Source organism: Streptomyces sp. NPDC127098 (genome assembly GCF_042722465.1).
In the GTDB taxonomy this organism is placed as follows: Bacteria; Actinomycetota; Actinomycetes; order Streptomycetales; family Streptomycetaceae; genus Streptomyces; species Streptomyces millisiae.
This window is the reverse complement of sequence record NZ_JBHXFJ010000092.1, coordinates 1-21,069: the sequence shown is the minus strand read 5'-3', so window position 1 is coordinate 21,069 and position 21,069 is coordinate 1. Positions and strand designations below refer to the sequence as shown.

At 72.5% G+C, this 21,069-nt stretch carries 17 protein-coding genes; 12 read left to right on the top strand and 5 right to left on the bottom strand.

Annotated features, from left to right (window positions below):
* Window positions 1–164 (bottom strand): LacI family DNA-binding transcriptional regulator (locus ACFWI8_RS33855; RefSeq protein WP_387099393.1); only part of this gene is annotated, 164 nt, incomplete at its 3' end.
* 117 nt (window positions 165–281) lie between these two features.
* Here ACFWI8_RS33855 and ACFWI8_RS33850 point away from each other — a divergent pair.
* From ACFWI8_RS33850 to ACFWI8_RS33830, 5 genes are all read left to right on the top strand, one after another.
* Window positions 282–965: a FadR/GntR family transcriptional regulator gene (locus ACFWI8_RS33850; RefSeq protein ID WP_387099389.1), complete on the top strand. Its 684-nt coding sequence runs from the start codon at window positions 282–284 to the stop codon at window positions 963–965.
* Between the two features lie 157 nt (window positions 966–1,122).
* Entirely contained in the window at window positions 1,123–2,385 is a 1,263-nt protein-coding gene (locus ACFWI8_RS33845) for an L-fuconate dehydratase (RefSeq protein WP_387099391.1), read from the top strand.
* Window positions 2,375–3,916 (top strand): sugar ABC transporter ATP-binding protein, encoded by a 1,542-nt coding sequence (locus ACFWI8_RS33840; RefSeq protein ID WP_387099387.1) that lies wholly within the window; start codon window positions 2,375–2,377, stop codon window positions 3,914–3,916. The genes ACFWI8_RS33845 and ACFWI8_RS33840 overlap by 11 nt, the downstream gene beginning before the upstream one ends.
* The gene (locus tag ACFWI8_RS33835) at window positions 3,913–4,917 is read left to right on the top strand and encodes an ABC transporter permease (protein WP_387099385.1); all 1,005 of its coding nucleotides are present in this window, start codon (window positions 3,913–3,915) and stop codon (window positions 4,915–4,917) included. Before ACFWI8_RS33840 ends, ACFWI8_RS33835 begins: the two co-directional genes overlap by 4 nt.
* A 40-nt stretch (window positions 4,918–4,957) precedes the next feature.
* A complete protein-coding gene (locus ACFWI8_RS33830; RefSeq protein WP_387099383.1) occupies window positions 4,958–5,923 on the top strand; it encodes an ABC transporter substrate-binding protein in 966 nt (321 codons plus the stop codon).
* 34 nt (window positions 5,924–5,957) lie between these two features.
* Here ACFWI8_RS33830 and ACFWI8_RS33825 read toward each other — a convergent pair whose 3' ends face one another.
* Window positions 5,958–8,705 (bottom strand): glycoside hydrolase N-terminal domain-containing protein, encoded by a 2,748-nt coding sequence (locus tag ACFWI8_RS33825; RefSeq protein WP_387099381.1) that lies wholly within the window; start codon window positions 8,703–8,705, stop codon window positions 5,958–5,960.
* A gap of 143 nt (window positions 8,706–8,848) precedes the next feature.
* Window positions 8,849–10,105: a YncE family protein gene (locus tag ACFWI8_RS33820; RefSeq protein ID WP_387099379.1), complete on the bottom strand. Its 1,257-nt coding sequence runs from the start codon at window positions 10,103–10,105 to the stop codon at window positions 8,849–8,851.
* Window positions 10,106–10,310: 205 nt separating this feature from the next.
* Here ACFWI8_RS33820 and ACFWI8_RS33815 point away from each other — a divergent pair, with 205 nt between their 5' ends.
* On the top strand, window positions 10,311–11,306 hold the full coding sequence (locus ACFWI8_RS33815) for an NAD-dependent epimerase/dehydratase family protein (RefSeq protein ID WP_387099377.1): 996 nt from the start codon (window positions 10,311–10,313) through the stop codon (window positions 11,304–11,306).
* Between the two features lie 197 nt (window positions 11,307–11,503).
* On the opposite strand, the gene ACFWI8_RS33810 is transcribed toward ACFWI8_RS33815, so the two are convergent.
* The gene (locus tag ACFWI8_RS33810) at window positions 11,504–12,193 is read right to left on the bottom strand and encodes a TetR family transcriptional regulator (protein WP_387099375.1); all 690 of its coding nucleotides are present in this window, start codon (window positions 12,191–12,193) and stop codon (window positions 11,504–11,506) included.
* Window positions 12,194–12,343: 150 nt separating this feature from the next.
* Between ACFWI8_RS33810 and ACFWI8_RS33805 the strand changes: the two genes are divergently transcribed.
* Genes ACFWI8_RS33805 through ACFWI8_RS33795 form a run of 3 tightly spaced genes read left to right on the top strand, consistent with a single transcriptional unit; the run spans window position 12,344 to window position 16,501 of the window.
* Window positions 12,344–13,210, top strand: coding sequence for a shikimate dehydrogenase (locus tag ACFWI8_RS33805; RefSeq protein ID WP_387099373.1), 867 nt, complete (start codon window positions 12,344–12,346; stop codon window positions 13,208–13,210).
* 15 nt (window positions 13,211–13,225) lie between these two features.
* The gene (locus ACFWI8_RS33800; protein ID WP_387099371.1) at window positions 13,226–15,037 is read left to right on the top strand and encodes a bifunctional sugar phosphate isomerase/epimerase/4-hydroxyphenylpyruvate dioxygenase family protein; all 1,812 of its coding nucleotides are present in this window, start codon (window positions 13,226–13,228) and stop codon (window positions 15,035–15,037) included.
* 48 nt (window positions 15,038–15,085) lie between these two features.
* Window positions 15,086–16,501 (top strand): Nramp family divalent metal transporter, encoded by a 1,416-nt coding sequence (locus tag ACFWI8_RS33795; protein ID WP_387099369.1) that lies wholly within the window; start codon window positions 15,086–15,088, stop codon window positions 16,499–16,501.
* A gap of 90 nt (window positions 16,502–16,591) precedes the next feature.
* Here ACFWI8_RS33795 and katG read toward each other — a convergent pair whose 3' ends face one another.
* On the bottom strand, window positions 16,592–18,823 hold the full coding sequence (katG, locus tag ACFWI8_RS33790) for a catalase/peroxidase HPI (RefSeq protein ID WP_387099367.1): 2,232 nt from the start codon (window positions 18,821–18,823) through the stop codon (window positions 16,592–16,594).
* Window positions 18,824–19,069: 246 nt separating this feature from the next.
* Here katG and ACFWI8_RS33785 point away from each other — a divergent pair, with 246 nt between their 5' ends.
* From ACFWI8_RS33785 to ACFWI8_RS33775, 3 genes are all read left to right on the top strand, one after another.
* Window positions 19,070–19,480 carry a Fur family transcriptional regulator gene (locus ACFWI8_RS33785; RefSeq protein WP_387099365.1) on the top strand — a complete coding sequence of 137 codons (411 nt, stop codon included), beginning with the start codon at window positions 19,070–19,072 and terminating at the stop codon, window positions 19,478–19,480.
* 109 nt (window positions 19,481–19,589) lie between these two features.
* Window positions 19,590–19,934 carry a small secreted hydrophilic protein gene (locus ACFWI8_RS33780; protein WP_387099363.1) on the top strand — a complete coding sequence of 115 codons (345 nt, stop codon included), beginning with the start codon at window positions 19,590–19,592 and terminating at the stop codon, window positions 19,932–19,934.
* Window positions 19,849–21,069, top strand: a 1,221-nt coding sequence (locus ACFWI8_RS33775; RefSeq protein WP_387099361.1) for a histidine kinase dimerization/phospho-acceptor domain-containing protein, incomplete at its 3' end; no start/stop codon positions are given. The genes ACFWI8_RS33780 and ACFWI8_RS33775, both read left to right, overlap by 86 nt.

Genomic DNA, 21,069 nt, shown 5'->3' with positions numbered 1-21,069 from the left:
TACCCATGCCGCCGGATCAGCCCCTCCACCAACGCCCGCGTCCCCGGCGCCACATCAGCCCGCCCGTTGACCACCTTGGACACCGTGGCCACCGAGACCCCGGCACGCTGCGCGAGCTGCGCGATCGTCAACGGCCCACCCGGAAGATCATCGACAGGCGACATGCCCGAAGTCTAACGATCAGCCGCCCACCTCGGAGAGCTCCGATGTATCGTGCGTCCACCGGAGCCGGCGGAGGCGTGGGGGGACGCCGTTCCGCCGCCGAGACGAGGGGGTGCGCGATGTCGGTGACGGACGACGCCATCGAGGCGATCAAGCAGATGATCGTGGACGGCGAACTGCGTCCCGGCGACCGACTGCCCCGGGAACTGGACCTCGCCGAGCGGCTCGGGCTCTCCCGTAACTCCCTGCGCGAGGCGGTGCGGGCGCTCGCCCTCATCCAGGTGCTCGACGTCCGGCGTGGCGACGGCACCTATGTGACCAGCCTGGAGCCGGCGCTGCTGATGGACGCGATGAGCTTCGTGGTCGACTTCCACCGCGACGACACGGTGCTGCAGATCCTGGAGGCCCGCCGTCTCGTGGAGCCGGCGGCCACCGAGCTGGCGGCCGTGCGCATGCCGACGGCCGACATCGAGGCCCTGGCCGAGCTGCTCGACTCGCTGGGTGACGCGCCGACGGTCGACGAACTCGTCGAGAGCGACCTGGAGTTCCACCGGCGCATAGCCGCCGGTTCGGGCAACGCGGTGCTGGCGTCGCTGCTGGAGACGCTGTCGGGTCGCACGCAGCGTGCCCGCGCCTGGCGCGGCCTGACGCAGGAGGGCGCGGTGGAGCGGACACTGGGCGAGCACCGTGCCATCGTCCAGGCCCTCACCAGGCGCCAGCCCGGCATCGCCGGCGCCCTGGCCACCGTGCACATCGCGGGCGTCGAGCAGTGGCTCAGGGAGGCGCTGGTCGACCGGGACTGAGGCCGCGCCATTGATCAGATGTCTGGAGCCCAACTCCGGTACCGGGCTGGCGGAATGCGGTACGACGCGCGCTCTTGACGCTCATACATCGGATGTCTATGGTCGCCCTGACGTGGATCCCCTCAGAGGGAGTGTGTCCGTGGCCCGGTTCATCGGCATGCGTACCCATGACGTGCGTTTCCCCACCTCCCAGACGCTCGACGGTTCGGACGCGATGAATCCGGACCCGGACTACTCGGCCGCCTACCTCCGGCTCCGTACCGACGCCGGCGACGGGATCGAGGGACACGGCTTCGTCTTCACCATCGGCCGTGGCAACGACGTGCAGGTCGCCGCCCTCCGCGCGTTGGAGGGCCACCTGCTCGGCCGCGAGGTCGAGGAGACCCTGGCCGACCTCGGCGGCATGTGGCGTGAGTTGGTGCACGACTCGCAGCTGCGGTGGCTCGGCCCCGAAAAAGGTGTCATGCATATGGCGATCGGGGCGGTGGTCAACGCGCTGTGGGACCTGCGCGCCAAGCGCGCGGGCGTGCCGCTGTGGCGACTGCTCGCCTCGCTCAGCCCCGAGGAGATCGTCGACCTCGTCGACTTCCGCTACCTCACGGACGCGTTGACCCGGGACCAGGCCCTCGACATCCTGCGGGCCGCCCGCCCGGGTCGCGTCGAGCGTGAGGCCCGGCTGCTGGCCGAGGGCTACCCGGCCTACACCACGACCCCGGGCTGGCTCGGCTACGACGACGCCAAGCTGGCCCGCCTCTGCCGCGAGGCCGTCGAACAGGGCTTCACCCAGATCAAGCTCAAGGTGGGCGGCGACCTGGACGACGATGTCCGCCGCCTGACCATCGCCCGCGAGGTGGTCGGCCCCGACATCCGCATCGCCGTCGACGCCAACCAGCGCTGGGACGTGGCGGAGGCCATCGAGTGGATCACGGCGCTGCGGCCGTTCGACCTGGCCTGGGTCGAGGAGCCGACCAGCCCCGACGACGTCCTCGGCCACGCGGCCATCGCCAGGGCCGTCGCGCCCGTCCCGGTGGCCACCGGGGAACACGGCGCCAACCGGGTGCTGTTCAAGCAGTTCCTCCAGGCCGACGCGCTCTCCGTGCTGCAACTCGACGCCACCCGGGTGGCCGGCGTCAACGAGAACATCGCCATCCTGCTGCTCGCCGCCAGGTTCGGCGTCCCGGTCTGCCCGCACGCCGGCGGCGTCGGCCTGTGCGAGGCCGTCCAACACCTCGCCATGTTCGACTACCTCGCCGTCTCCGGAACCCTGGAGAACCGCGTCGTCGAGTTCGTCGACCACCTGCACGAGCACTTCGTGACCCCCGTCGACGTGCGCGGCGGGCGCTATCACCCGCCGAAGGCCCCGGGAGCCGGCACGGAGATGCTGGAGCGTTCCATCCGGGAGCACTCCCATGGCGCGTGACCCGGCGACCGCGCTGCTCGAGGTCGAGGGCGTCGACAAGAGCTTCCCCGGCGTGCGGGCGCTGGCCGGCATGCGGCTGACCCTGCGCGCCGGCGAGGTGCTCGCCCTGGTCGGCGAGAACGGTGCCGGCAAGTCGACCCTGATGAAGCTGCTGTCGGGCATCCACACCGCCGACGCCGGGGAGTTCCGGCTCGACGGCCGGCCCTACCGCCCCACCAGCCCCCGCCACGCGCTGGAACTCGGCATCAGCATCATCCACCAGGAGTTCAACCTGGTCCCCGACCTCACCGTGGCGCAGAACATCTTCATCGGCCGCGAACCCCGGCGTGGCCGGCTGCTGTTGGACGACCGCCGGCTCAACGCCGACGCCGCCGCGCTGCTGGAGCGGCTCCAGCTGCCGCTCGACCCGCGCGCCGTCGTCGGCGAACTCACCGTCGCCAACCAGCAGATGGTGGAGATCGCCAAGGCGCTCTCCTACGAGCCGCGGGTGCTGATCATGGACGAGCCCACCGCCGCGCTCAACGACGCCGAGGTCGCCACGCTGCACGAGGTCATCCGACGCTTCAGCCGGCCCGACACCGGCGTCATCTACATCTCGCACCGGATGGGCGAGATCAAGCGGATCGCCGACCGGGTCACGGTGATCCGCGACGGCGAGTACGTCGACACCCTGGAGGTGGCGTCGGCGGCGACCGAGGACGTCATCGCGCTGATGGTCGGCCGGGCCATCACCTCCGACGCGCGCCCCGCCGGCGTCCGCGCCGACCGCGAGGTGGTGCTCGACGTCCGGGGGCTCACCACCAGGAGCCTGCTCGACGACGTCTCCTTCGACCTCCGCCAGGGGGAGATCCTGGGCTTCGCCGGGCTCATGGGCTCGGGCAGGACCGAGGTGGCGCGCGCCCTGGTCGGCGCCGACCCGCGTCAGTCAGGCCGCGTCACCCTCCGGGGGGACGAGGTCCACATCAGCAACCCGGCCGACGCGGCCCGACTCGGCATCGGCTACCTCAGCGAGGACCGCAAGCGGTTCGGGCTGCTGCTCGAACAGGACGTCAAGGCCAACATCGCGCTCAGCGCGCTGCGCGACCGGTTCACCACCGCCGGATTCGTCCGGGACGGCGCCCTGCGGGCCAGGGCCGAACAGCTCATCGAGGGGCTGCGCATCAGGACCCCCTCCGCGCACCAGACCACCAGGCACCTCTCCGGCGGCAACCAGCAGAAGGTCGTCATCGCCAAGTGGCTCGTCAAGGACTGCGACGTCCTCATCTTCGACGAGCCGACCCGCGGCATCGACGTGGGCGCCAAGGACGAGATCCACCGGCTCCTCGACGAGCTCGCCGCGCAGGGCAAGTCGATCATCGTGATCTCCTCCGAGCTGCCCGAGATCCTGCGCCTGGCGCACCGCGTCGTCGTGATGAGCGAGGGGCGGGTGACCGGCGTGCTGGACGCGGCCGAGGCGACCCAGGAGAACATCATGCACCTCGCCACCACACGGCCGGGCGGGAACCCGGCAGACAAGGCGGACCAGCCATGACCACGGCGCAGGCCAGGACCCTCGGAGGCCGCCGGCGGAACGGCGCGCTGGCGGCGGTCAGGGGCCGCCTCCAGCAGCTGCTGGCCTTCGCCAGCCTCATCGTGATCTACGTCTTCTTCGCGATCGCGAGCCCGTACTTCCCCACCTACGACAACTTCGTCTCGATCCTCTACTCGACCGTCGTCATCGGCACCCTGGCGGTCGGCACCACCTTCGTCATCATCTCCGCCGGCATCGACCTGTCCATCGGCACCGGCATGGCGTTGTGCGCCGTGATGTCCGGGGTCTTCCTGGTGAACGCCGGGCTCCCGCTGCCCCTCGGGGTGCTGCTGACCCTGCTGTTCGGCGGGTTCATGGGGCTCGTGAACGGCGTCAACATCGCCCTGCTGCGGATCCCGCCGTTCATCGCCACGCTCGCGATGATGCTGGTGGCCGAGGGGCTCGCCCTGGTGGTCTCGGACAGCACCCCCATCTACTTCACCGAGGTCTCCGGCTACGCCGACATCTCGACCGGCCGCCTGGTCCCCGGCGTCGACATCCCCAACGCCGTCCTCGTCCTGGTGGTCGTCGCCGTCGTCGCGGGCGTGCTGCTCACCAAGAGCGTGCTCGGCCGCTACACCTACTCGATCGGCAGCAACGAGGAGGCCACCGAGCTGTCCGGCATCGACGTGCGGCGCTGGAAGATCACCATCTACACCTTCGCCGGGCTCTTCACCGGCCTGGCCGGCGTGCTGATCTCCGCCCGGCTCGGCTCGGCGCAGCCGGCCACCGGCATGGGGTACGAGCTCCAGGCGATCGCCGCCGTCGTCATCGGCGGCACCTCGCTGTCCGGCGGCAAGGGCTCGATCCTCGGCACCCTGATCGGGGCGCTGATCATCTCCGTCCTGAACAACGGGCTGCAGATCATGTCCATCCCCCAGGAGTGGCAGAACGTCATCCTCGGCTGCGTGATCCTCCTCGCCGTCTACACCGACCGGGCGCGGCGCGGGGACTCGCGGTGAGCACGGCCCAGATCCCGACCAGAACGAGGGAGTTTTGGTGATGAAGCGATTCGTGACGGCCGCCTGCGCGGCCCTGGCGCTGCTAGCGGCCGGCTGCGCCGACGACCGGGCGGGCGGCCCGGACGGCGGCGGGGGAGACGGGCCGATGATCGCCATCGTCTCCAAGGGCTTCCAGCACCAGTTCTGGCAGTCGGTCAGGGAGGGCGCGGAGGCCGAGGCGGAGGAAAGGGGCGCCCGCGTCACGTTCGTGGGGCCGCCGACCGAGGCCGACGTCGAGGAGCAGGTGAACCTCCTCACCAACGAACTCGCCAGGTCTCCCGACGCCGTCGGCTTCGCCGCGCTCGACTCGCAGGCCGCCGCGCCGCTGCTCGAACAGGCCAGGTCGCAGGAGATCCCGGTGGTGGCGTTCGACTCCGGCGTGGAGAGCGACGTGCCCGTCACCACGGTCGCCACCGACAACCGGGCCGCGGCGGCGCTGGCCGCCGAGCACCTGGCCGAGGCCGTCGGCGGCGAGGGCGAGGTGGCGCTGGTGGTGCACGACCAGACCAGCCTCTCAGGACGGGACCGCAGGGACGGCTTCCTGGAGTGGATGGCACAGAACGCGCCGGGCATCACGGTGCTCGAACCGCAGTACGGCGGCGGCGACCAGCTGGTCTCCGCCGACATCACCCGGTCGATCATCCAGGGCAACCCGGACCTGGCGGGCATCTACGCCGCCAACGAGGGCTCGGCGGTCGGCGTGATCAACGGCGTGCGGGAGAGCGGCCGGGAGGACATCGCGATCGTCGGCTTCGACTCGGGACAGGCCCAGATCGACGCCATCACCAGCGGCGCGATGACCGGCGCCGTCACCCAGGACCCGGTCGACATGGGCCGACAGCTCGTCGACGCGGCCCTGCGGGCCATCGACGGCGAGGAACTGCCGGAACGGATCGACACCGCGTACCACTGGTACGACAGCACCAACATCGACGACCCGGTGATCCGGGCCGCGCTCTACGAGTAGCCGGGGACGCCGGCCGGCACGACGGCCGAGGTGGTCACCCCGCCCCGGCCGTCGTCACCGAATCCACCGCGCCGGCCGTCCAGCCGTCGCCGGCCAGCACGGCCCGGATCCGGTGCTCGGGGCGCTCGCCGCCCGCCGGCGTGACCTCGAAGGCCACCGAGCGGGACCGGCCGTCGCGGACCGCCGGCATCCGGTGGCGCTCCGGCACGGCCGTCCAGCCCGCCGGCAGGTCGAGGGCCAGGCCCCCGGCGGGTACCGTCCCGCCCACCGCCGTCACCTCGACCGCGCAGGCGAACGGCGTGCCGGGCGTGACGCGTTCCGGGACGGACAGCGCCATCGCGACCCGCGAGGTCGCCACGTACGTTCCGCCCGCCTCGACCCGCAGGGTGATCTCCTCGCCGTCCCGCGCCACGTCGACCGCCCGGCCGCCGCGCGCCTCCCGCACCTCGAACAGGCCCCCGAACAAGCTGCCGCGCACCGTCAGGTGACCCGAGCCCCCGGCCCGCAGGACCACCCGCGTCGGCGTGCCGCCCAGCCACTCGACGTCCACGGTGACGTCCCCGCGGGCGCGCAGCCCGGTGACCGAACCCCGGGACCAGAACGCGGGCAGCGCCGGCAGCAGGTCGATCACTCCCTGGTGGCTCTGGAGCAGCATCTCGGCCACGCCGGCGGTGGCGCCGAAGTTGCCGTCGATCTGGAACGGCGGGTGGGTGTCCCAGAGGTTGGCCAGCGTGCTGTACCGCAGCTGCTCGGAGAGCATGAGGTGCGCGTGGTCGCCGTCCAGCAGCCGCGCCCAGAAGTTGATCTTCCACGCCTTGCTCCAGCCGGTGCCGCCGTCGCCCCGGGCCCGCAGCGAGACCCGGGCCGCCTCCGCGTGCGCGGCGTCGTCCCGCACCGACAGCTGGCGGCCGGGGTGGAGGGCGTAGAGGTGCGACACGTGCCGGTGGGTGTTGGTGGGGTCGTCCCAGTCCTCCTTCCACTCCCGCAACTGGCCCCAGGAGCCGGCCCGCAGCCCCGGGTCGAGCCGGCCGAGGGTGTCGGTCAGCTCGGCCACGAACTCCCCGCCGTCCCCGACCGCCCGCGCCGCCTCGGCGGCGCTGGTCAGCAGGTCCCACACGATCTGCTGGGACATCGAGGCGCCGGCCGAGAAGTCGCCCTGCTCGGGCGAGAAGCTGGGCGACACGACGAGTGCGCCGTCCCTCGGGTCGGGGACGAGCACGTCGATCCAGAACCGCGCCAGCGACTTCAGCACGGGGTAGGCGCGCTCGCGCAGGAACCGCCGGTCCCCGGTGAACAGGTAGTGCTCCCAGTAGTGCCGCGCCAGCCAGGCGCCGGCCTCCGGGAACCAGAAGGCCGTCGGCCAGTCGTGGACGCCGGTGAAGCCGTACGGGTTGGTCTCGTTGTGCACCACCCAGCCGCGCGCGCCGTACAGCTCACGCGCCGTCACCTCGCCGGCCGGCACCATCGAGTCGACGTAGTCGAAGAGCGGGCCCGTGGTCTCCGACAGGTTGGTGGTCTCGGCCGGCCAGTAGTTCATCTGCAGGTTGATGTTGACGTGGTAGTCGGCGCTCCACGGCGGGCTCGTGGAGTCGTTCCACACGCCCTGGAGGTTGGCCGGCAGCGAACCCGGGCGGGAGGAGGCGATCAACAGATACCTGCCGTACTGGAAGTACAGCTCCTCGAGCGCCCGGCGCGCCGCGGGGGTGGCGGTCCCCTCCCGGTAGGCGCCCAGCAGCTCGTCGGTGGGCAGGCCGGCGTCCCGGCCGCCGACGCTCAGCCGGACCCGGTCGAACAGGCCGCGGTGGTCGGCGACATGGGCGGCGCGCAGCGCCCGGTATCCCTTGCCGGCCGCCGCGTCGACCCGCTCGGATACCGGTCCTTCCGGGGCGACGCCGGTGCGGTAGCCGGGGTACCGGGGCGCGTAGTCGGTGCCGGCGGCGAGCAGCAGGGTGACCGCGTCCGCGCCGGCCACGGTCACGGAGCCGTCGGCGCCGTCCGTGCGGGTGCCGCCCTCGTGGCGGACCTGGAGACGGGCCGCGTAGCGCAGGCCGTTGCCCTCCAGGGCGCCGTCGAGGGCGATCCGGCCGCCGCTCGCGGTGACGCGCCGCGAGCGGTTGTCCGCCGTGGTGACCGACACGGTGAGGCCAAGGGTGCCGGGACGGTCGGCCGTGAACCGGGCGACGATCACGCCGTCGGGCGCGGAGGCGAAGTACTCGCGGGTGTACGTCACCCCGCCCGACACGTACGCGACGCCCGCGACGGCCTCGGCGATGTCCAGGTGACGCCGGTAGCCGCCGACCTCGGCGGGCTCCGGCGCCATGGTTATCCAGACGTCGCCGAAGGGCTGGTAGGCGCCGAAGTGCGTCTTGGGCTGGCCGAGTCGCTGGGCGACCCAGGTGGGATCGACGGCGCGCTCGGCGTCGATCCGCTCCCTGACCTCGGCGAGGGCGCCGGGGCGGGGGGAGCGCCAGTTCCCGAAGTCGTAGCCGGGCGCGCCAGGACCGCCGAGCCAGAGCGTCTTCTCGTTGAACTGCAGCCGCTCCCGCGCCGGTTCGCCGAACACGCAGACGCCCAGCGCCCCGTTGCCCAGCGGCAGGGACGTCGACTCCCAGTCGGTGGCGGGCTCGTCGTACCACAGCGTCATGCCCTCGGCCCGCCCCCGCGCGCCCGCCCCGACGGTGCCGGCGTCCGCCGCCGAGGCCGGCCGCGTGAGCCCGGCGGCGGCCGCCGCGCCCGAGACGCCCGCCATGAACACCCGCCGGGGAACGCCGGATTCGGACATCGTGCCACCTCTCCTGGACGTCGTGCCGCGGCCGGTCGGCTCACGATACGTCGGAGCTCTGCCCTCGTGCAGGCGCACGAAAACCCGGAGTTGAGGGAGTGGCGCTCCTTGACGGGCTTATACATCCGATGTATCCGGCGTGGCTACTCCTGGGGCCAGTCGGCGGGCAGCCGGCCGAGCCGCATCCGCTGCGGGTGGTCGCCGACGGTCACGGTTCCCACCTCCTCGCCCGTCGCGTAGGAGATGGCCGAGACCTGGTCGGTGCCGCTCCAGGAGACGAAGCAGTGGTCGCCGTCGGCGCTCTGGGTGGCCCAGTAGGGCTTGGTCCCGGTGGTGACGAGCTCGCCCGGCGTGAGGGTCTCGCGGTCGACGACCGTCGCGTAGTCCGACATGGTGCCGGCGACGCAGATGTCGGTGCCCTCCGGGTTCATCGCGATGCCGTGGTGGGCCGAGTCCAGCAGGTACTCCTCGCGCGGCAGGTCCAGGACCGCCTCGGCGACCGGCAGCTCGGCGACCCGGGTGACGCGGTGTTCCGCCAGGTCGTACTCGACGAAGCCGTGGAAGAACGACACCTGGAAGTAGAGGTACCGCTCGTCGGGGGAGAAGGTCATCGGGCGCACGGCCGCGCTCATGTCCGGGTAGCCGGCCTCCGCCAGTTCGTCCCGCATGTTGAGGCGCTCCACCACCTCGCCGGTCTCGCGATCGGTGATCTGGACGTACCGGTCGCCCTTGGTCCAGTCGAGCCAGGGCGCGTCGAGGGCGGTGTAGACGGTGCCGATGCTGGCGGTGACGATGCGTTCGCCCCCGTCGACGTAGGTGTTCTCGTGCGGCTGGTCGCCGGTCGGGAAGTTCCCGATCTCCTCGCCGGTGGTCACGTCGAGGCGGTGCACGGTGTTCGCGGTGGAGGCCGAGACGGCGACCTCCCGGCCGTCGGGTGACAGCGCCATGTGGTCGGAGCGCTGGCCGTCCACCGCGAACCGCCAGAGCAGCTCGCCGGTCACGGTGTCGATGCCGACGACGTCCGCCAGGCTGGGGCGGGAGACGATGAGGATCCGGCCGTCCGGGGTGGTGTACATGTCGTCGACGAACTGGTCGTGTCCCTCGCCGATGAGGTGGCGGATGCCGATGAAGTAGGCCCAGCGGATGGGGTTGAGTCGGATCTCGGCGAGGCGCTCCTCCAGGTCGGGGATGACGTTGAGGCGGCCGACGCGGTCGAGCGCGGCGTCCGGGGTGACGATGTCCACGGTGCCGTCCCAGTTGTTGCCGACGAACAGCACCTCGCGGGTCTCGGCGGACGCCGGCCCGGGCGCCGCCTGGGCGGTGGCGGGCGCGTCGAGCCCGGCGCCCAGCAGGCCGGCGGCCAGGGCGGCGCGGAGTGCGAGTGTCCCGTGCTTCCTCATGACAGGGGGTCCCCTTCACGTCGGTGTGATGGGCGGGCGAATGGCATGAGCATGCTCGCCTGAAAGGTGAACACGATACATGTTCGTGAAACGCCGGCGCTCCACCACCCTCGAAACCGGCCAGAACGTGGCCCGCCGGCCGCCCGGGCTCTGCTCTCCGCTAAGCCGCTCCGCGCCACGCCGCCCGACCTGCTTGGCTGAAGGCATGGACATTCTGGTTCTGGGCGGCACCGCCTGGTTGGGGCGGGAAGTGGCACGGCAGGCCGTCGAGCGCGGGCACCGGGTGACCTGCCTGGCCCGCGGCGAGAGCGGAGCCGTCGCCGAGGGCGCCACCCTGGTGGCCGCCGACCGGCGCGAACCCACCGCCTACCAGCCGCTGCTCGACCGCGAGTGGGACGCGGTGATCGAGGTGTCCTGGCAGCCCGGCTTCGTCCGCGGCGCGCTCGCCGCCCTGGCCGGAAGGGCCAGGCACTGGGTCTACGTCTCCTCGCTCAACGCCTACGCCTCCCACGCCGAAGTCGACGCCGACGAGTCAGCCGCCCTCCTGGAGCCGACCGACCGCGACGAGGTCGACCGCGGGCTGTACGGCGAGGCCAAGGTCGCCTGCGAACGGGCCTCGTCGGCCGCCGTGGGCGACCGTCTCCTGATCGCCCGCGCCGGACTCATCGGCGGCCCAGGCGACCCCAGCGACCGGGCCGGCTACTGGGTGGCCCGTGCCGCGCGGGACCCGCGGGCCCCGCTGCTGGTCCCCGACACGCCGGCCCTGCCCACCCAGGTGGTCGACGTGCGCGACCTGGCCGCCTGGCTGCTCGACGCGGGGGAGCGGGGCCAGGTCGGCACCTACGACGCCGTGGGGCCGATCCTGCCGTTCGCCGAGTGGATCGAACTCTCGCGGGCCGTCGGGGGCCACACGGGGCCCGTCGTCACCGCCGACTCGGACTGGCTGGTCGCCCAGGGCGTGGCCCAGTTCATGGGGCCCGACTCGCTGCCCCTGTGGCTGGTGGAACCCGGCTGGGAGGGCTGGTCCGCCCGCCGCGGCGCGGCCGCGCGCGCCGCCGGCCTCCGGCACCGGCCGGCGACCGAGACGCTGACCGACGCCCTGCGTTGGGAACGCGCCCAGGGCCTGGACCGGCCCCGCCGCGCCGGCCTCGGCGCCGCCCGCGAACGCGAACTGCTGGCCGCGCTCGGCGCGCTGGGCTGACCGCCGGGACCTCGGCCCGACGGCTGGGGTGCCGGGCCGCGTTGCCCCCTGCCGGGGAGCGGCATAGGGCCGCCGCGCGCGAGTTCGGCCACGTACGAGCTGCGCTGCGGCCGACGTGCGGCTCCGCCGCGTGCGGCGCCTTGCCGGACGGGCGCTGGCCGCCGCTCGTTGATCCACGACGATCCGAAAGACCGGCCCTACCGCGGCAGCGGCTCCGCGCCCGCCCCCGTCAGATACGCGATGACCATGTCGCCGAGCATCGTCCGGTAGTGGTCGCGGCGGTCCTCCGCCGTCAGGTCGCGGTCGAAGAGCGCGCCGAAGGTGTGGCGGTTGGCGACCCGGAAGAAGCAGAAGGCGCTGATCATGGCGTGCACGTCCACCGCGTCGACGTCCGCCGTGAAGACCCCCCGGGCCCGGCCCGCTGCCAGGATGCGCGAGATGACGCCGATGGCGGGGGAGTTGAGCCGGGTCAGCGCCTCGGAGGCGGCCATGTGCTCCGCCTCGTGGATGTTCTCGATGCTCACCAGCCGGATGAACTCCGGGTGCGCCTCGTGGTGGTCGAAGGTCAGCTCGGCCAGGCGGCGGATCGCCGACACCGGGTCCGACGGGTCCACGTCCAGCTCCCGCTCGGCCTCCCGGATCCGCGCGTAGGCGCGCTCCAGCACCGCGGTGAACAGCCGCTCCTTGCCGCCGAAGTAGTAGTAGATCATCCGCTTGGTGGTGCGGGTCCGCGCCGCGATCTCGTCCACCCTGGCCCCCGAGTAGCCGAGCCGGGCGAACTCCTCCGTCGCGATGTCGAGGATCTCCGCCCTGGTGCGTTCCGCGTCGCGCGTCCGAACGGGAGCCGCGTCGCGCGTCGGTGACGGCTGCGGAACGGCTGCGCTCATGCGGCTCCTCTGCTTCGGCGGACGCTGCCTGACGGATCCTCCCGCCAGTCTAGGCGGGCGAAGAAACCCGGCTCCGAGGGCTTCACGCCACCGCGGACCGAGCGGTATGACTAACTAACCAGTTCGTACATTACGCGGTGGGAGACGCGCATGCCCGAACGGTCGTACCTCGTCGGCCTGATCGGCGCCGGGATCGGCACGTCGCTCAGCCCGGCCCTGCACGAACGCGAGGCCGCCCGGCACCGACTGACCTACGCCTACCGCATCCTCGACCTCGACCGGCTCGGCCTCGCCGCCGAGGCCGTGGGCGACCTGCTGCGCCGGGCCCGCGACCTCGGCTACCACGGCCTCAACATCACCCACCCCTGCAAACAGCTCGTCATCGAGCACCTGGACGCGCTGTCACCCGACGCCGCGACGCTGCGCGCCGTCAACACCGTCGTCTTCACCGACCGGGGCGCGGTCGGCCACAACACCGACCTCACCGGCTTCACCGAGTCCTTCGCCCGCGGCCTGCCGGACGCGCCCACCCGCCACGTCGTGCAACTCGGCGCCGGCGGCGCGGGCGCGGCCACGGCGCACGCCCTCCTGACCCTCGGCGCCCACCACCTCACCGTCGTCGACGCCGAGCACGCCCGCGCCACCGCGCTCGCCCGGGCGCTCACCACCCGGTTCGGCCCCGGCCGCGCCACGGCCGCCGCCCTGCCGGAGGCCGGCGAACGACTGCGCGACGCCGACGGGTTGGTGCACGCCACACCCACCGGGATGGCACGCCACCCGGGCCTGCCGCTGCCCGAACACCTGCTGCGCCCCGCCCTGTGGGTCGCCGACATCGTCTACCGCCCGCTGCGGACCCCGTTGCTGCGCGCCGCCGAGCGGCTGGGGTGCCGCACCCTGCACGGCGGCGGCATGGCCGTCTTCCAGGCGGCCGAGGCCTTCCGGCTCTTCACCGGCCGGGAGCCGCACGGCGACCACATGCTCGCCGACCTCACCGACCTGGTCGGCACCACGACCTGACGAGGAGCAAGCACCATGCGCACATCCATCGCGACCGTGTCGCTGAGCGGCTCGCTGTCGGAGAAGCTGTCGGCCGCCGCGGCGGCCGGCTTCGACGGCGTGGAGATCTTCGAGAACGACCTGATCGCCAGCCCGCTCGGCCCCGAGGAGATCCGAGCGCGCGTCGCCGACCTCGGGCTGACCGTCGAGTTGTACCAGCCCTTCCGCGACGCCGAGGCCGTGCCCGCGGACGTCCTCGCCAGGAACCTGCGCCGCGCCGAGCACAAGTTCCGCCTGATGCGCCGGCTCGGGGCCGAACTCCTGCTGGTCTGCTCCAGCGTCTCCCCGGACGCCGTGGACGACGACGCGCTCGCCGCCGAACAACTGCACCGACTCGCGACCCTGGCCGGGGAACACGGCGTGCGCGTCGCGTACGAGGCCCTCGCCTGGGGGCGGCACGTCAACACCTACGACCACGCCTGGCGGATCGTCCGGGCGGCCGACCACCCCGGGCTCGGCGTCTGCCTGGACAGCTTCCACATCCTCTCCCGCGGCTCCGACCCCCGCGGCATCGAGGCGATCCCCGGCGAGAAGATCTTCTTCCTCCAACTCGCCGACGCGCCGCTGATGGCGATGGACGTGCTCCAGTGGAGCCGCCACTACCGCTGCTTCCCCGGCCAGGGCGGGTTCGACGTCGCCGCGCTGGTGCGGCACGCGGTGGACGCCGGCTACCGGGGGCCGCTCTCGCTGGAGGTCTTCAACGACGTGTTCCGGCAGGCCGACGCGGGCCGCACCGCCGTCGACGCCATGCGGTCGCTGGTGGCCCTCCAGGAGGCCGCAGGACTCACCGGCCTGCCCGCCCCCGTCGTCCCCGACGGCATCGCCTTCGCCGAACTCGCCACGGCCGACAGCGAACCGCTGCGCCGGCTGCTGACCGTCCTCGGCTTCACCCGCACCGGGCAGCACGCCCGCAAGCCCGTCGAGCTGTGGGAACAGGGCGAGGCCCGGCTGCTGCTGAACACCGGCGGCCCGGCCCGCAGGGAAGGGCCGGTGCTCGCCGCCCTCGGCCTGGAGACCCGGGAGCCGGCCGCCGCCGTCGCGCGCGCCGAGCCGCTCCTCGCCCCCCTCGTCCCGCGCCGCGCCGCCGCACCCGACGTCCCCCTCGACGTGCTCGCCGCCCCCGACGGCACCGAACTGTTCTTCTGCCGCACCCGACCCGGGCGACCCGACGCCGAACACCCCAGCTGGACCGAGGACTTCCTCCCCACCCGCGACGACCCGGCGGGCGAGCGCCCGTGCCACCTCACCCGCATCGACCACGTCGCGCTGCCCCAACCCTGGCAGCGCTTCGACGAGGCGGCGCTCTTCTACCGCACCGTGCTCGGCCTCCGGCCCCGGGAGAGCGTCGAACTGGCCGACCCCTACGGGCTGTTCCGCAGCCGGGCGGTCGCCGACGCCGAGGGCACCCTGCGCCTGGTGCTCAACGTCGCCCCCGGGCCCGGCGGACCGGAGGCGCGTCCCCAGCACATCGCGCTCGCCACCGACGACATCGTCGCCGTCGCCCGCCGGCTGCGCGACCACGGCACCCGCCCGCTGGCCATCCCCGCCAACTACTACGACGACCTCGCGGCCCGCCACGACCTCGACCCGGCCACCCTCGACACGCTCCGCGCCCACGGGATCCTCTACGACCGCGACGAGCACGGCGAGTTCCACCACCTCTACACCGCCACCTACGGACACGTCTTCTTCGAGGTCGTCCAACGCACCGGCGGCTACCGCGGCTACGGCGCCCAGAACGCCACCGTGCGGCTCGCCGCCCAGCACACCCGGCAGCTCACCATCTGACCCGTCCCCTCGCCCCCTCGCCCCCTCGTCCCCGCATGGAGCCGCACCATGACCACCGCCGAAGAACCCGCCCCCACCCACGCCCCGCCCCGCTCACTCGACCTGCCGGAACCACCCCCGCTGCGCCGACTCGTCGGCCCGGGCATCGTCGCCGTGGGCATCGGCATGGCGGCCGGCGAGATCATCCTCTGGCCGCACCTGATCACCACCGGCGGGCTCGGCCTGCTGTGGCTGGCGCTGGCCACCCTCGTCATCCAGACCGGCATCAACCTGGAGATCGAGCGCTACACCCTGGCCACCGGACAGACCGTGGTCGCCGGCTTCTCCCGCTGGTGGACCGGCTGGGGCGTCCTCATATGCCTCGCCGCCGCCTTCCAGTACATGTGGCCCGGCTGGGCTACCAGCGGATCGACCGTGCTCACCTACGCCGTCGGCGGGGGAGACGCCGTCTGGATCACGGTGGCCGCGCTGGTGGTCATGGGCGCGCTGCTCACCGTCTCCCCGGTGATCTACCGGACCCTGGAGAAGGTGGAGCTGGTCAAGGTCGGCGCCACGCTGTTCTTCCTGGCCGTCATCGTCGTCGCCGTGATCTCGTGGCGCACCTGGGGCCAGGCCGCCGAGGAGACCGTCACCGGCGTCGGCCGGATCCCCGAGGGCGTCACCTTCACGATGCTGCTCGGTGGACTCGGCGCGGCCGGCGCGGGCGGAGTGCACAACCTCGTGCTGAGCAACTGGATCCGGGACAAGGGCTACGGCATGGGCGCCCACGTGCCGCGGCTGGTCTCGCCGATCACCAGGCAGACCGAGGCGGCGGGCGCCGACCGCTACACCTTCCCGCAGGACGAGGCCAACCTGGCGCGCTGGCGCCTGTGGTGGCGGCGCGCCAACGTCGAGCACATCGTCTCCTTCGGCGTCGTCTGTCTCCTCAGCATCAGCCTGATGTCCATGCTCGCCTACCAGACGCTGTCCGGCCGGGACGGCGTCACCAGCGACCCGTCGTTCCTGCGGACGCAGGCCGAGGTCCTGGGCACCGAGACGGGCCGGTGGCTGGAGATCCTCTTCTACTCCGTGGCCGTGGTCTCCCTGTGGGCCGCCTCGATCGGTCTGCTCGACATCATGGGCCGGGTGGTGAGCGACTTCGTCCGCCGCACCTACCTCGCCCGGTCGACCTTCTGGACCGAGGGCCGGCTCTATGTCACGGCCGTGTGGACGGAGATCGTCCTCGGCTCCGCGATCCTGCTCTCCGGCGTGGACCAGCCGATGTCGCTGCTGCTCATCTCGACCTGCACCGCGTCCGTGGTCACGCTGCTGTACTCGGCGCTGCTGATCCGGCTCAACCGCCGGGACCTGCCGCGGGCCGTCCGGCTGCGGGGCGGCCGCCTCGGCTTCATGGTGCTGGCCGTCGGCTTCTACGGCTTCTTCGCCACCGCGATGGTGGTCACGCAGCTCCGCGACAACCTGTGACGCCGTCCTCCGGGCCCCGCGCACGCGAGACGTCCGGGCCGGCCCGCTGGGCCGACCCGGACGTCGTCGTTCAGGCTGTCGGGACCGGGATCAGACCAGGTCGAACCGGTCGAGGTTCATGACCTTGGTCCAGGCCGCGACGAAGTCGCTCACGAACTTCTCCTTGGCGTCGTCGCTCGCGTAGACCTCGGCGAGCGCCCGGAGCTCGGAGTTGGAGCCGAAGAGCAGGTCGACCCGGCTGCCGGTCCACCTGACCTCGCCCGTGACGGCGTCGCTGCCCTCGAACGCGGTCGCGTCCTCCGAGGTCGGCTTCCACGTCGTGCCCAGGTCGAGCAGGTTGACGAAGAAGTCGTTGGTGAGCACGCCCGGGGCGTCGGTGAGGACGCCGAGCCGCGACCCCTTGTGGTTGGCGCCCAGGACGCGCAGACCGCCGACGAGGACCGTCAGCTCGGGGGCGCTCAGGGTGAGCAGGTTGGCCCGGTCGATCAGCAGGAACTCGGCCGGCAGCCGGTTGCCCTTGCCGAGGTAGTTGCGGAAGCCGTCGGCCGTCGGCTCGAGCGCGGCGAACGACTCGACGTCGGTCTGCTCCTGCGTGGCGTCCGCACGACCGGCGGTGAACGGCACCTCGATCTCGAAGCCGGCGTCCTTCGCGGCCTTCTCGACGGCGGCGCCGCCGGCCAGCACGATCAGGTCGGCCAGCGAGACCCGCTTGCCGCCGGTCTGGGCGGAGTTGAAGCTCTCCTGGATGCCCTCCAGCGTGCTCAGCACGCTCGCCAGCTGGTCCGGCTCGTTGACCTCCCAGCCGCGCTGCGGCTCCAGGCGGACCCGCGCGCCGTTGGCGCCGCCGCGCTTGTCGCTGCCGCGGAAGGAGGCGGCCGAGGCCCAGGCGGTGGAGACGAGTTCGGAGACCGAGAGGCCGGAGGCGAGGATCCGCTCCTTGAGGGCCGCGACATCAGCGGCGTCGACCAGCTCGTGCGTCACGGCCGGCAGCGGGTCCTGCCACAGCAGGGTCTCGGTCGGGACCTCGGGGCCGAGGTAGCGGGCGACCGGGCCCATGTCGCGGTGGGTCAGCTTGAACCAGGCGCGCGCGAAGGCGTCCGCGAACTCCTGGGGGTTCTCCAGGAAGCGCCGCGAGATCTGCTCGTAGACCGGGTCGATCCGGAGCGCCAGGTCGGTCGTGAGCATCGTCGGGGCGTGGCTCTTCGAAGCGTCGTGCGCGTCGGGCACGGTGCCCGCGCCCGCGCCGTCCTTCGGCCGCCACTGGTGCGCGCCGGCGGGGCTCTTGAACAGCTCCCACTCGTAGCCGAAGAGGGTCTCGAAGAAGCTGTTGTCCCAGGCCACCGGGGTCGGCGTCCAGATGCCCTCGAGGCCGCTGGTGATGGTGTCGCCGCCCTTGCCGGTGCCGAACGCGTTCCGCCAGCCGAGGCCCTGCTCCTCCAGCGGGGCGGCCTCGGGGTCGGGGCCGACGTTGTCCGCCGGGCCGGCGCCGTGGGTCTTGCCGAAGGTGTGGCCACCCGCGATCAGGGCGACGGTCTCCTCGTCGTTCATCGCCATCCGGCGGAAGGTCTCACGGATGTCGCGGGCGGCGGCGATCGGGTCCGGGGTGCCGTTCGGGCCCTCCGGGTTCACGTAGATGAGGCCCATCTGCACCGCGCCGAGGGGGGTCTCCAGCTCCCGGTCGCCGGAGTAGCGCTCGTCGCCGAGCCAGGTGGTCTCGGGGCCCCAGTAGACGTCCTCCTCGGGCTCCCAGACGTCCGCGCGGCCGCCGGCGAAGCCGAAGGTCGTGAAGCCCATCGTCTCCAGGGCGACGTTGCCGGCGAGGATCATGAGGTCGGCCCACGAGAGGCTCTGGCCGTACTTCTTCTTGACCGGCCACAGCAGGCGACGGGCCTTGTCCAGGTTGCCGTTGTCCGGCCAGCTGTTGAGCGGGGCGAAGCGCTGCTGCCCGGCGCCCGCGCCGCCGCGGCCGTCGCTGATCCGGTAGGTGCCCGCGCTGTGCCAGGCCATCCGGATGATGAACGGGCCGTAGTGACCGAAGTCGGCCGGCCACCACTCCTGCGAGGTGGTCAGCACCTCGGTGATGTCCCGCTTCACGGCCGGGAGGTCGAGGGACGTGAATGCCTCGGCGTAGTCGAAGTCCTCACCGAGCGGGTTGGCCACGGCGGGGTTCTTGGCGAGGATCTTCAGGTTGAGCCGGTTGGGCCACCACTGGCGGTTGCCGCCGCCCTGCGTGGGGTGCGCGGCCCGGCCGTGCGCCACCGGGCAGCCGCCCGCGCCCTCGGTCTTCGGGTCTACGACGATCGCTTCATGGTTCTCGGACACGGGAATCCTTCCGGCAGCGGGCGGTGTGACTGTCGGGGGGACACCCGACTCGAAGGGAGGCGGTCACGGTCACGCGCCCCACGTTCCTGCCGTACCGGACCCGTCCCCTCCCTTGGCTTACGCCGGAACTGATCCTACGATAGACAGAGTTCAAGTCAAGATGGCCCCCAAAGTCGTATCCCGTCGGAGCCCGGACGTCGCTCCGGTGACTCCGGGTATCCCTCCGAAGCTGATAGGTGAACCGACATGAGCGACCTGCTGGAGCGACTGCGAGGGCGCGGCTGGCGAATGACCTCCCAGCGGCGGGTCGTTGCGGAGGTCCTCGACGGCGAGCACGTGCACCTCACCGCCGACGAGGTGCACGCCCGTGCGACCCGGCGGCTGCCCGAGATATCCCGGGCGACCGTCTACAACACCCTCGGCGAACTGGTCTCCCTCGGCGAGGTGCTCGAGGTCACGACCGACGGGCGCGCCAAGCGGTACGACCCCAACGCCCACCGCCCGCACCACCACCTGGTGTGCTCCGCCTGCGGCACGATCCGTGACGTCCACCCGACCGGCGACCCGCTGGCCGACCTCCCCGCGGAGGAGCGGTTCGGCTTCACGGTCTCCGAGGTCGAGGTCACCTACCGCGGGTTGTGTCCGTCCTGCGCGTAGCTCCCGCTCTGGCGCCCGGACCGGCACGGTCATACCGATATGTCGATGATGAAGAAACTCTCATCATCTCTTCATGTGGCCGGTCGGGGAGCGACTCCATCGTGGTGGCATGACATTCACACACCGCATGGCGACCCTGGCCGCCGTCGTCCTGATACCCGTGGGCATCGCGGGCACGAGCTTCCTGCTCAGCGACGACCCCGCGGACCCGTCCGTCCCCTCGGAGGTCGAGCTCGAACGGGTCGGGGACGAGCAGGGCGGCGCGGACACCGGCGGTGGTGGGGAGGCGGAGACCTCGTCGCCCACCGAGCCCGCCCCGCCCCGCGAGGACGTCGTCCCGCAGCCGTCCCCTACCGAGGGATCCGTCGATGACAGCCCGGACGACGACGCCGGAGACGACGCCGACGACGACGCGGACGACCGGGGCGACGACGCCGGCGGCGACGACGGGTGAGGAGGCCGCCGGCCGCTTCCGGCTCTCGGCCCGCCTCCGCATACTCCTGTGGCTGCTGGTCGTGATGGCCGTCGCGCTGGCCACCGTGGTGCTCACCACCCGGTCGATCCTGCTGCGCGACGCCGAGGAGCGCGTCGACCAGCTCCTGGCCCAGGAGGCCTCGGAGTTCGCGAACTTCGTGGAGCACGGCCGCGACCCGGGGACCGGCCGCCCGTTCGCCGAACCGCGCGGGCTGCTGACCGTGTTCCTGGAACGCCAGTACCCTGAGCCGGCCGAGGAACTGCTCGGATACATCCGCGAGTCCCCGCGCCCCCGCGTCATCCGCCAGCCCCGTGACATCGCCTCCCGGCTGCCGCTCTACCAGGACGGCGCCTCGCTCGAGCGGATCAGCGAGGACCCGGCGAGCACCGGCACCCTGCGCCGCGACACCGGCGTGGTGCGCTGGGCCAAGGTCCGCATCGACTACGGCCCAGAACGGCCGGCCGCCGTGTTCATCGTCGCCTCCCACGACGACCCGGCCGGCGACTCGGCGGAGAACGCCGTCCGCATCCTGGTGGTCATCTCCGGCGTCGCGCTGCTGATGAGCTGCGCCGTCGGCTGGGCGGTCGCCGGCCGGATCCTCGCGCCCGTGAGGCTGGTCCGCGCCACCGCCGCCCAGCTCACCGAACAGGACCTCACGCGCCGCATACCCATCCGCGGCCGCGACGACATCTCCGCGCTCGCCGAGACGTTCAACGCCATGCTCGACCGCCTGGAACGCGCCTTCGCCGCGCAGCGCGACTTCGTCGACGACGCCGGCCACGAACTGCGCACGCCCATCACCATCGTGCGCGGCCACCTGGAGCTGATGAGCGTCGAGGAGGGGCCGGCGGCCGCCGCCGAGCGGCGCGAGACGCTGCGTCTGGTCACCGACGAACTCGACCGCATGAGCCGCATCGTCGAGGACCTGCTGCTGCTCGCCACGGCGGAACGCCCCGACTTCGTCCGCGCCGCCCCGGTCGAACTCGCCGAGCTCACCGCCGACGTCTTCGTCAAGGCCCGGGCGCTCGGCGACCGCCGCTGGGAGCTGCCCGAGGTCGCCGAGCACGAGGTGGCATTGGACGCCCAGCGCGTCACCCAGGCCATGGTGCAGCTC

Excerpts from the sequence above, each read along its gene's own strand:
- ACFWI8_RS33810 (WP_387099375.1), bottom strand. The coding sequence starts at position 12,193 with ATGAGCGCAGCCGTTCCGCAGCCGTCACCGACGCGCGACGCGGCTCCC.
- ACFWI8_RS33795 (WP_387099369.1), top strand. The coding sequence starts at position 15,086 with ATGACCACCGCCGAAGAACCCGCCCCCACCCACGCCCCGCCCCGCTCA.
- ACFWI8_RS33835 (WP_387099385.1), top strand. The coding sequence starts at position 3,913 with ATGACCACGGCGCAGGCCAGGACCCTCGGAGGCCGCCGGCGGAACGGC.
- ACFWI8_RS33830 (WP_387099383.1), top strand. The coding sequence starts at position 4,958 with ATGAAGCGATTCGTGACGGCCGCCTGCGCGGCCCTGGCGCTGCTAGCG.
- ACFWI8_RS33845 (WP_387099391.1), top strand. The coding sequence starts at position 1,123 with ATGCGTACCCATGACGTGCGTTTCCCCACCTCCCAGACGCTCGACGGT.
- ACFWI8_RS33850 (WP_387099389.1), top strand. The coding sequence starts at position 282 with ATGTCGGTGACGGACGACGCCATCGAGGCGATCAAGCAGATGATCGTG.
- ACFWI8_RS33820 (WP_387099379.1), bottom strand. The coding sequence starts at position 10,105 with ATGAGGAAGCACGGGACACTCGCACTCCGCGCCGCCCTGGCCGCCGGC.
- ACFWI8_RS33825 (WP_387099381.1), bottom strand. The coding sequence starts at position 8,705 with ATGTCCGAATCCGGCGTTCCCCGGCGGGTGTTCATGGCGGGCGTCTCG.
- ACFWI8_RS33800 (WP_387099371.1), top strand. The coding sequence starts at position 13,226 with ATGCGCACATCCATCGCGACCGTGTCGCTGAGCGGCTCGCTGTCGGAG.
- ACFWI8_RS33780 (WP_387099363.1), top strand. The coding sequence starts at position 19,590 with ATGACATTCACACACCGCATGGCGACCCTGGCCGCCGTCGTCCTGATA.
- ACFWI8_RS33815 (WP_387099377.1), top strand. The coding sequence starts at position 10,311 with ATGGACATTCTGGTTCTGGGCGGCACCGCCTGGTTGGGGCGGGAAGTG.
- ACFWI8_RS33840 (WP_387099387.1), top strand. The coding sequence starts at position 2,375 with ATGGCGCGTGACCCGGCGACCGCGCTGCTCGAGGTCGAGGGCGTCGAC.
- ACFWI8_RS33805 (WP_387099373.1), top strand. The coding sequence starts at position 12,344 with ATGCCCGAACGGTCGTACCTCGTCGGCCTGATCGGCGCCGGGATCGGC.
- ACFWI8_RS33785 (WP_387099365.1), top strand. The coding sequence starts at position 19,070 with ATGAGCGACCTGCTGGAGCGACTGCGAGGGCGCGGCTGGCGAATGACC.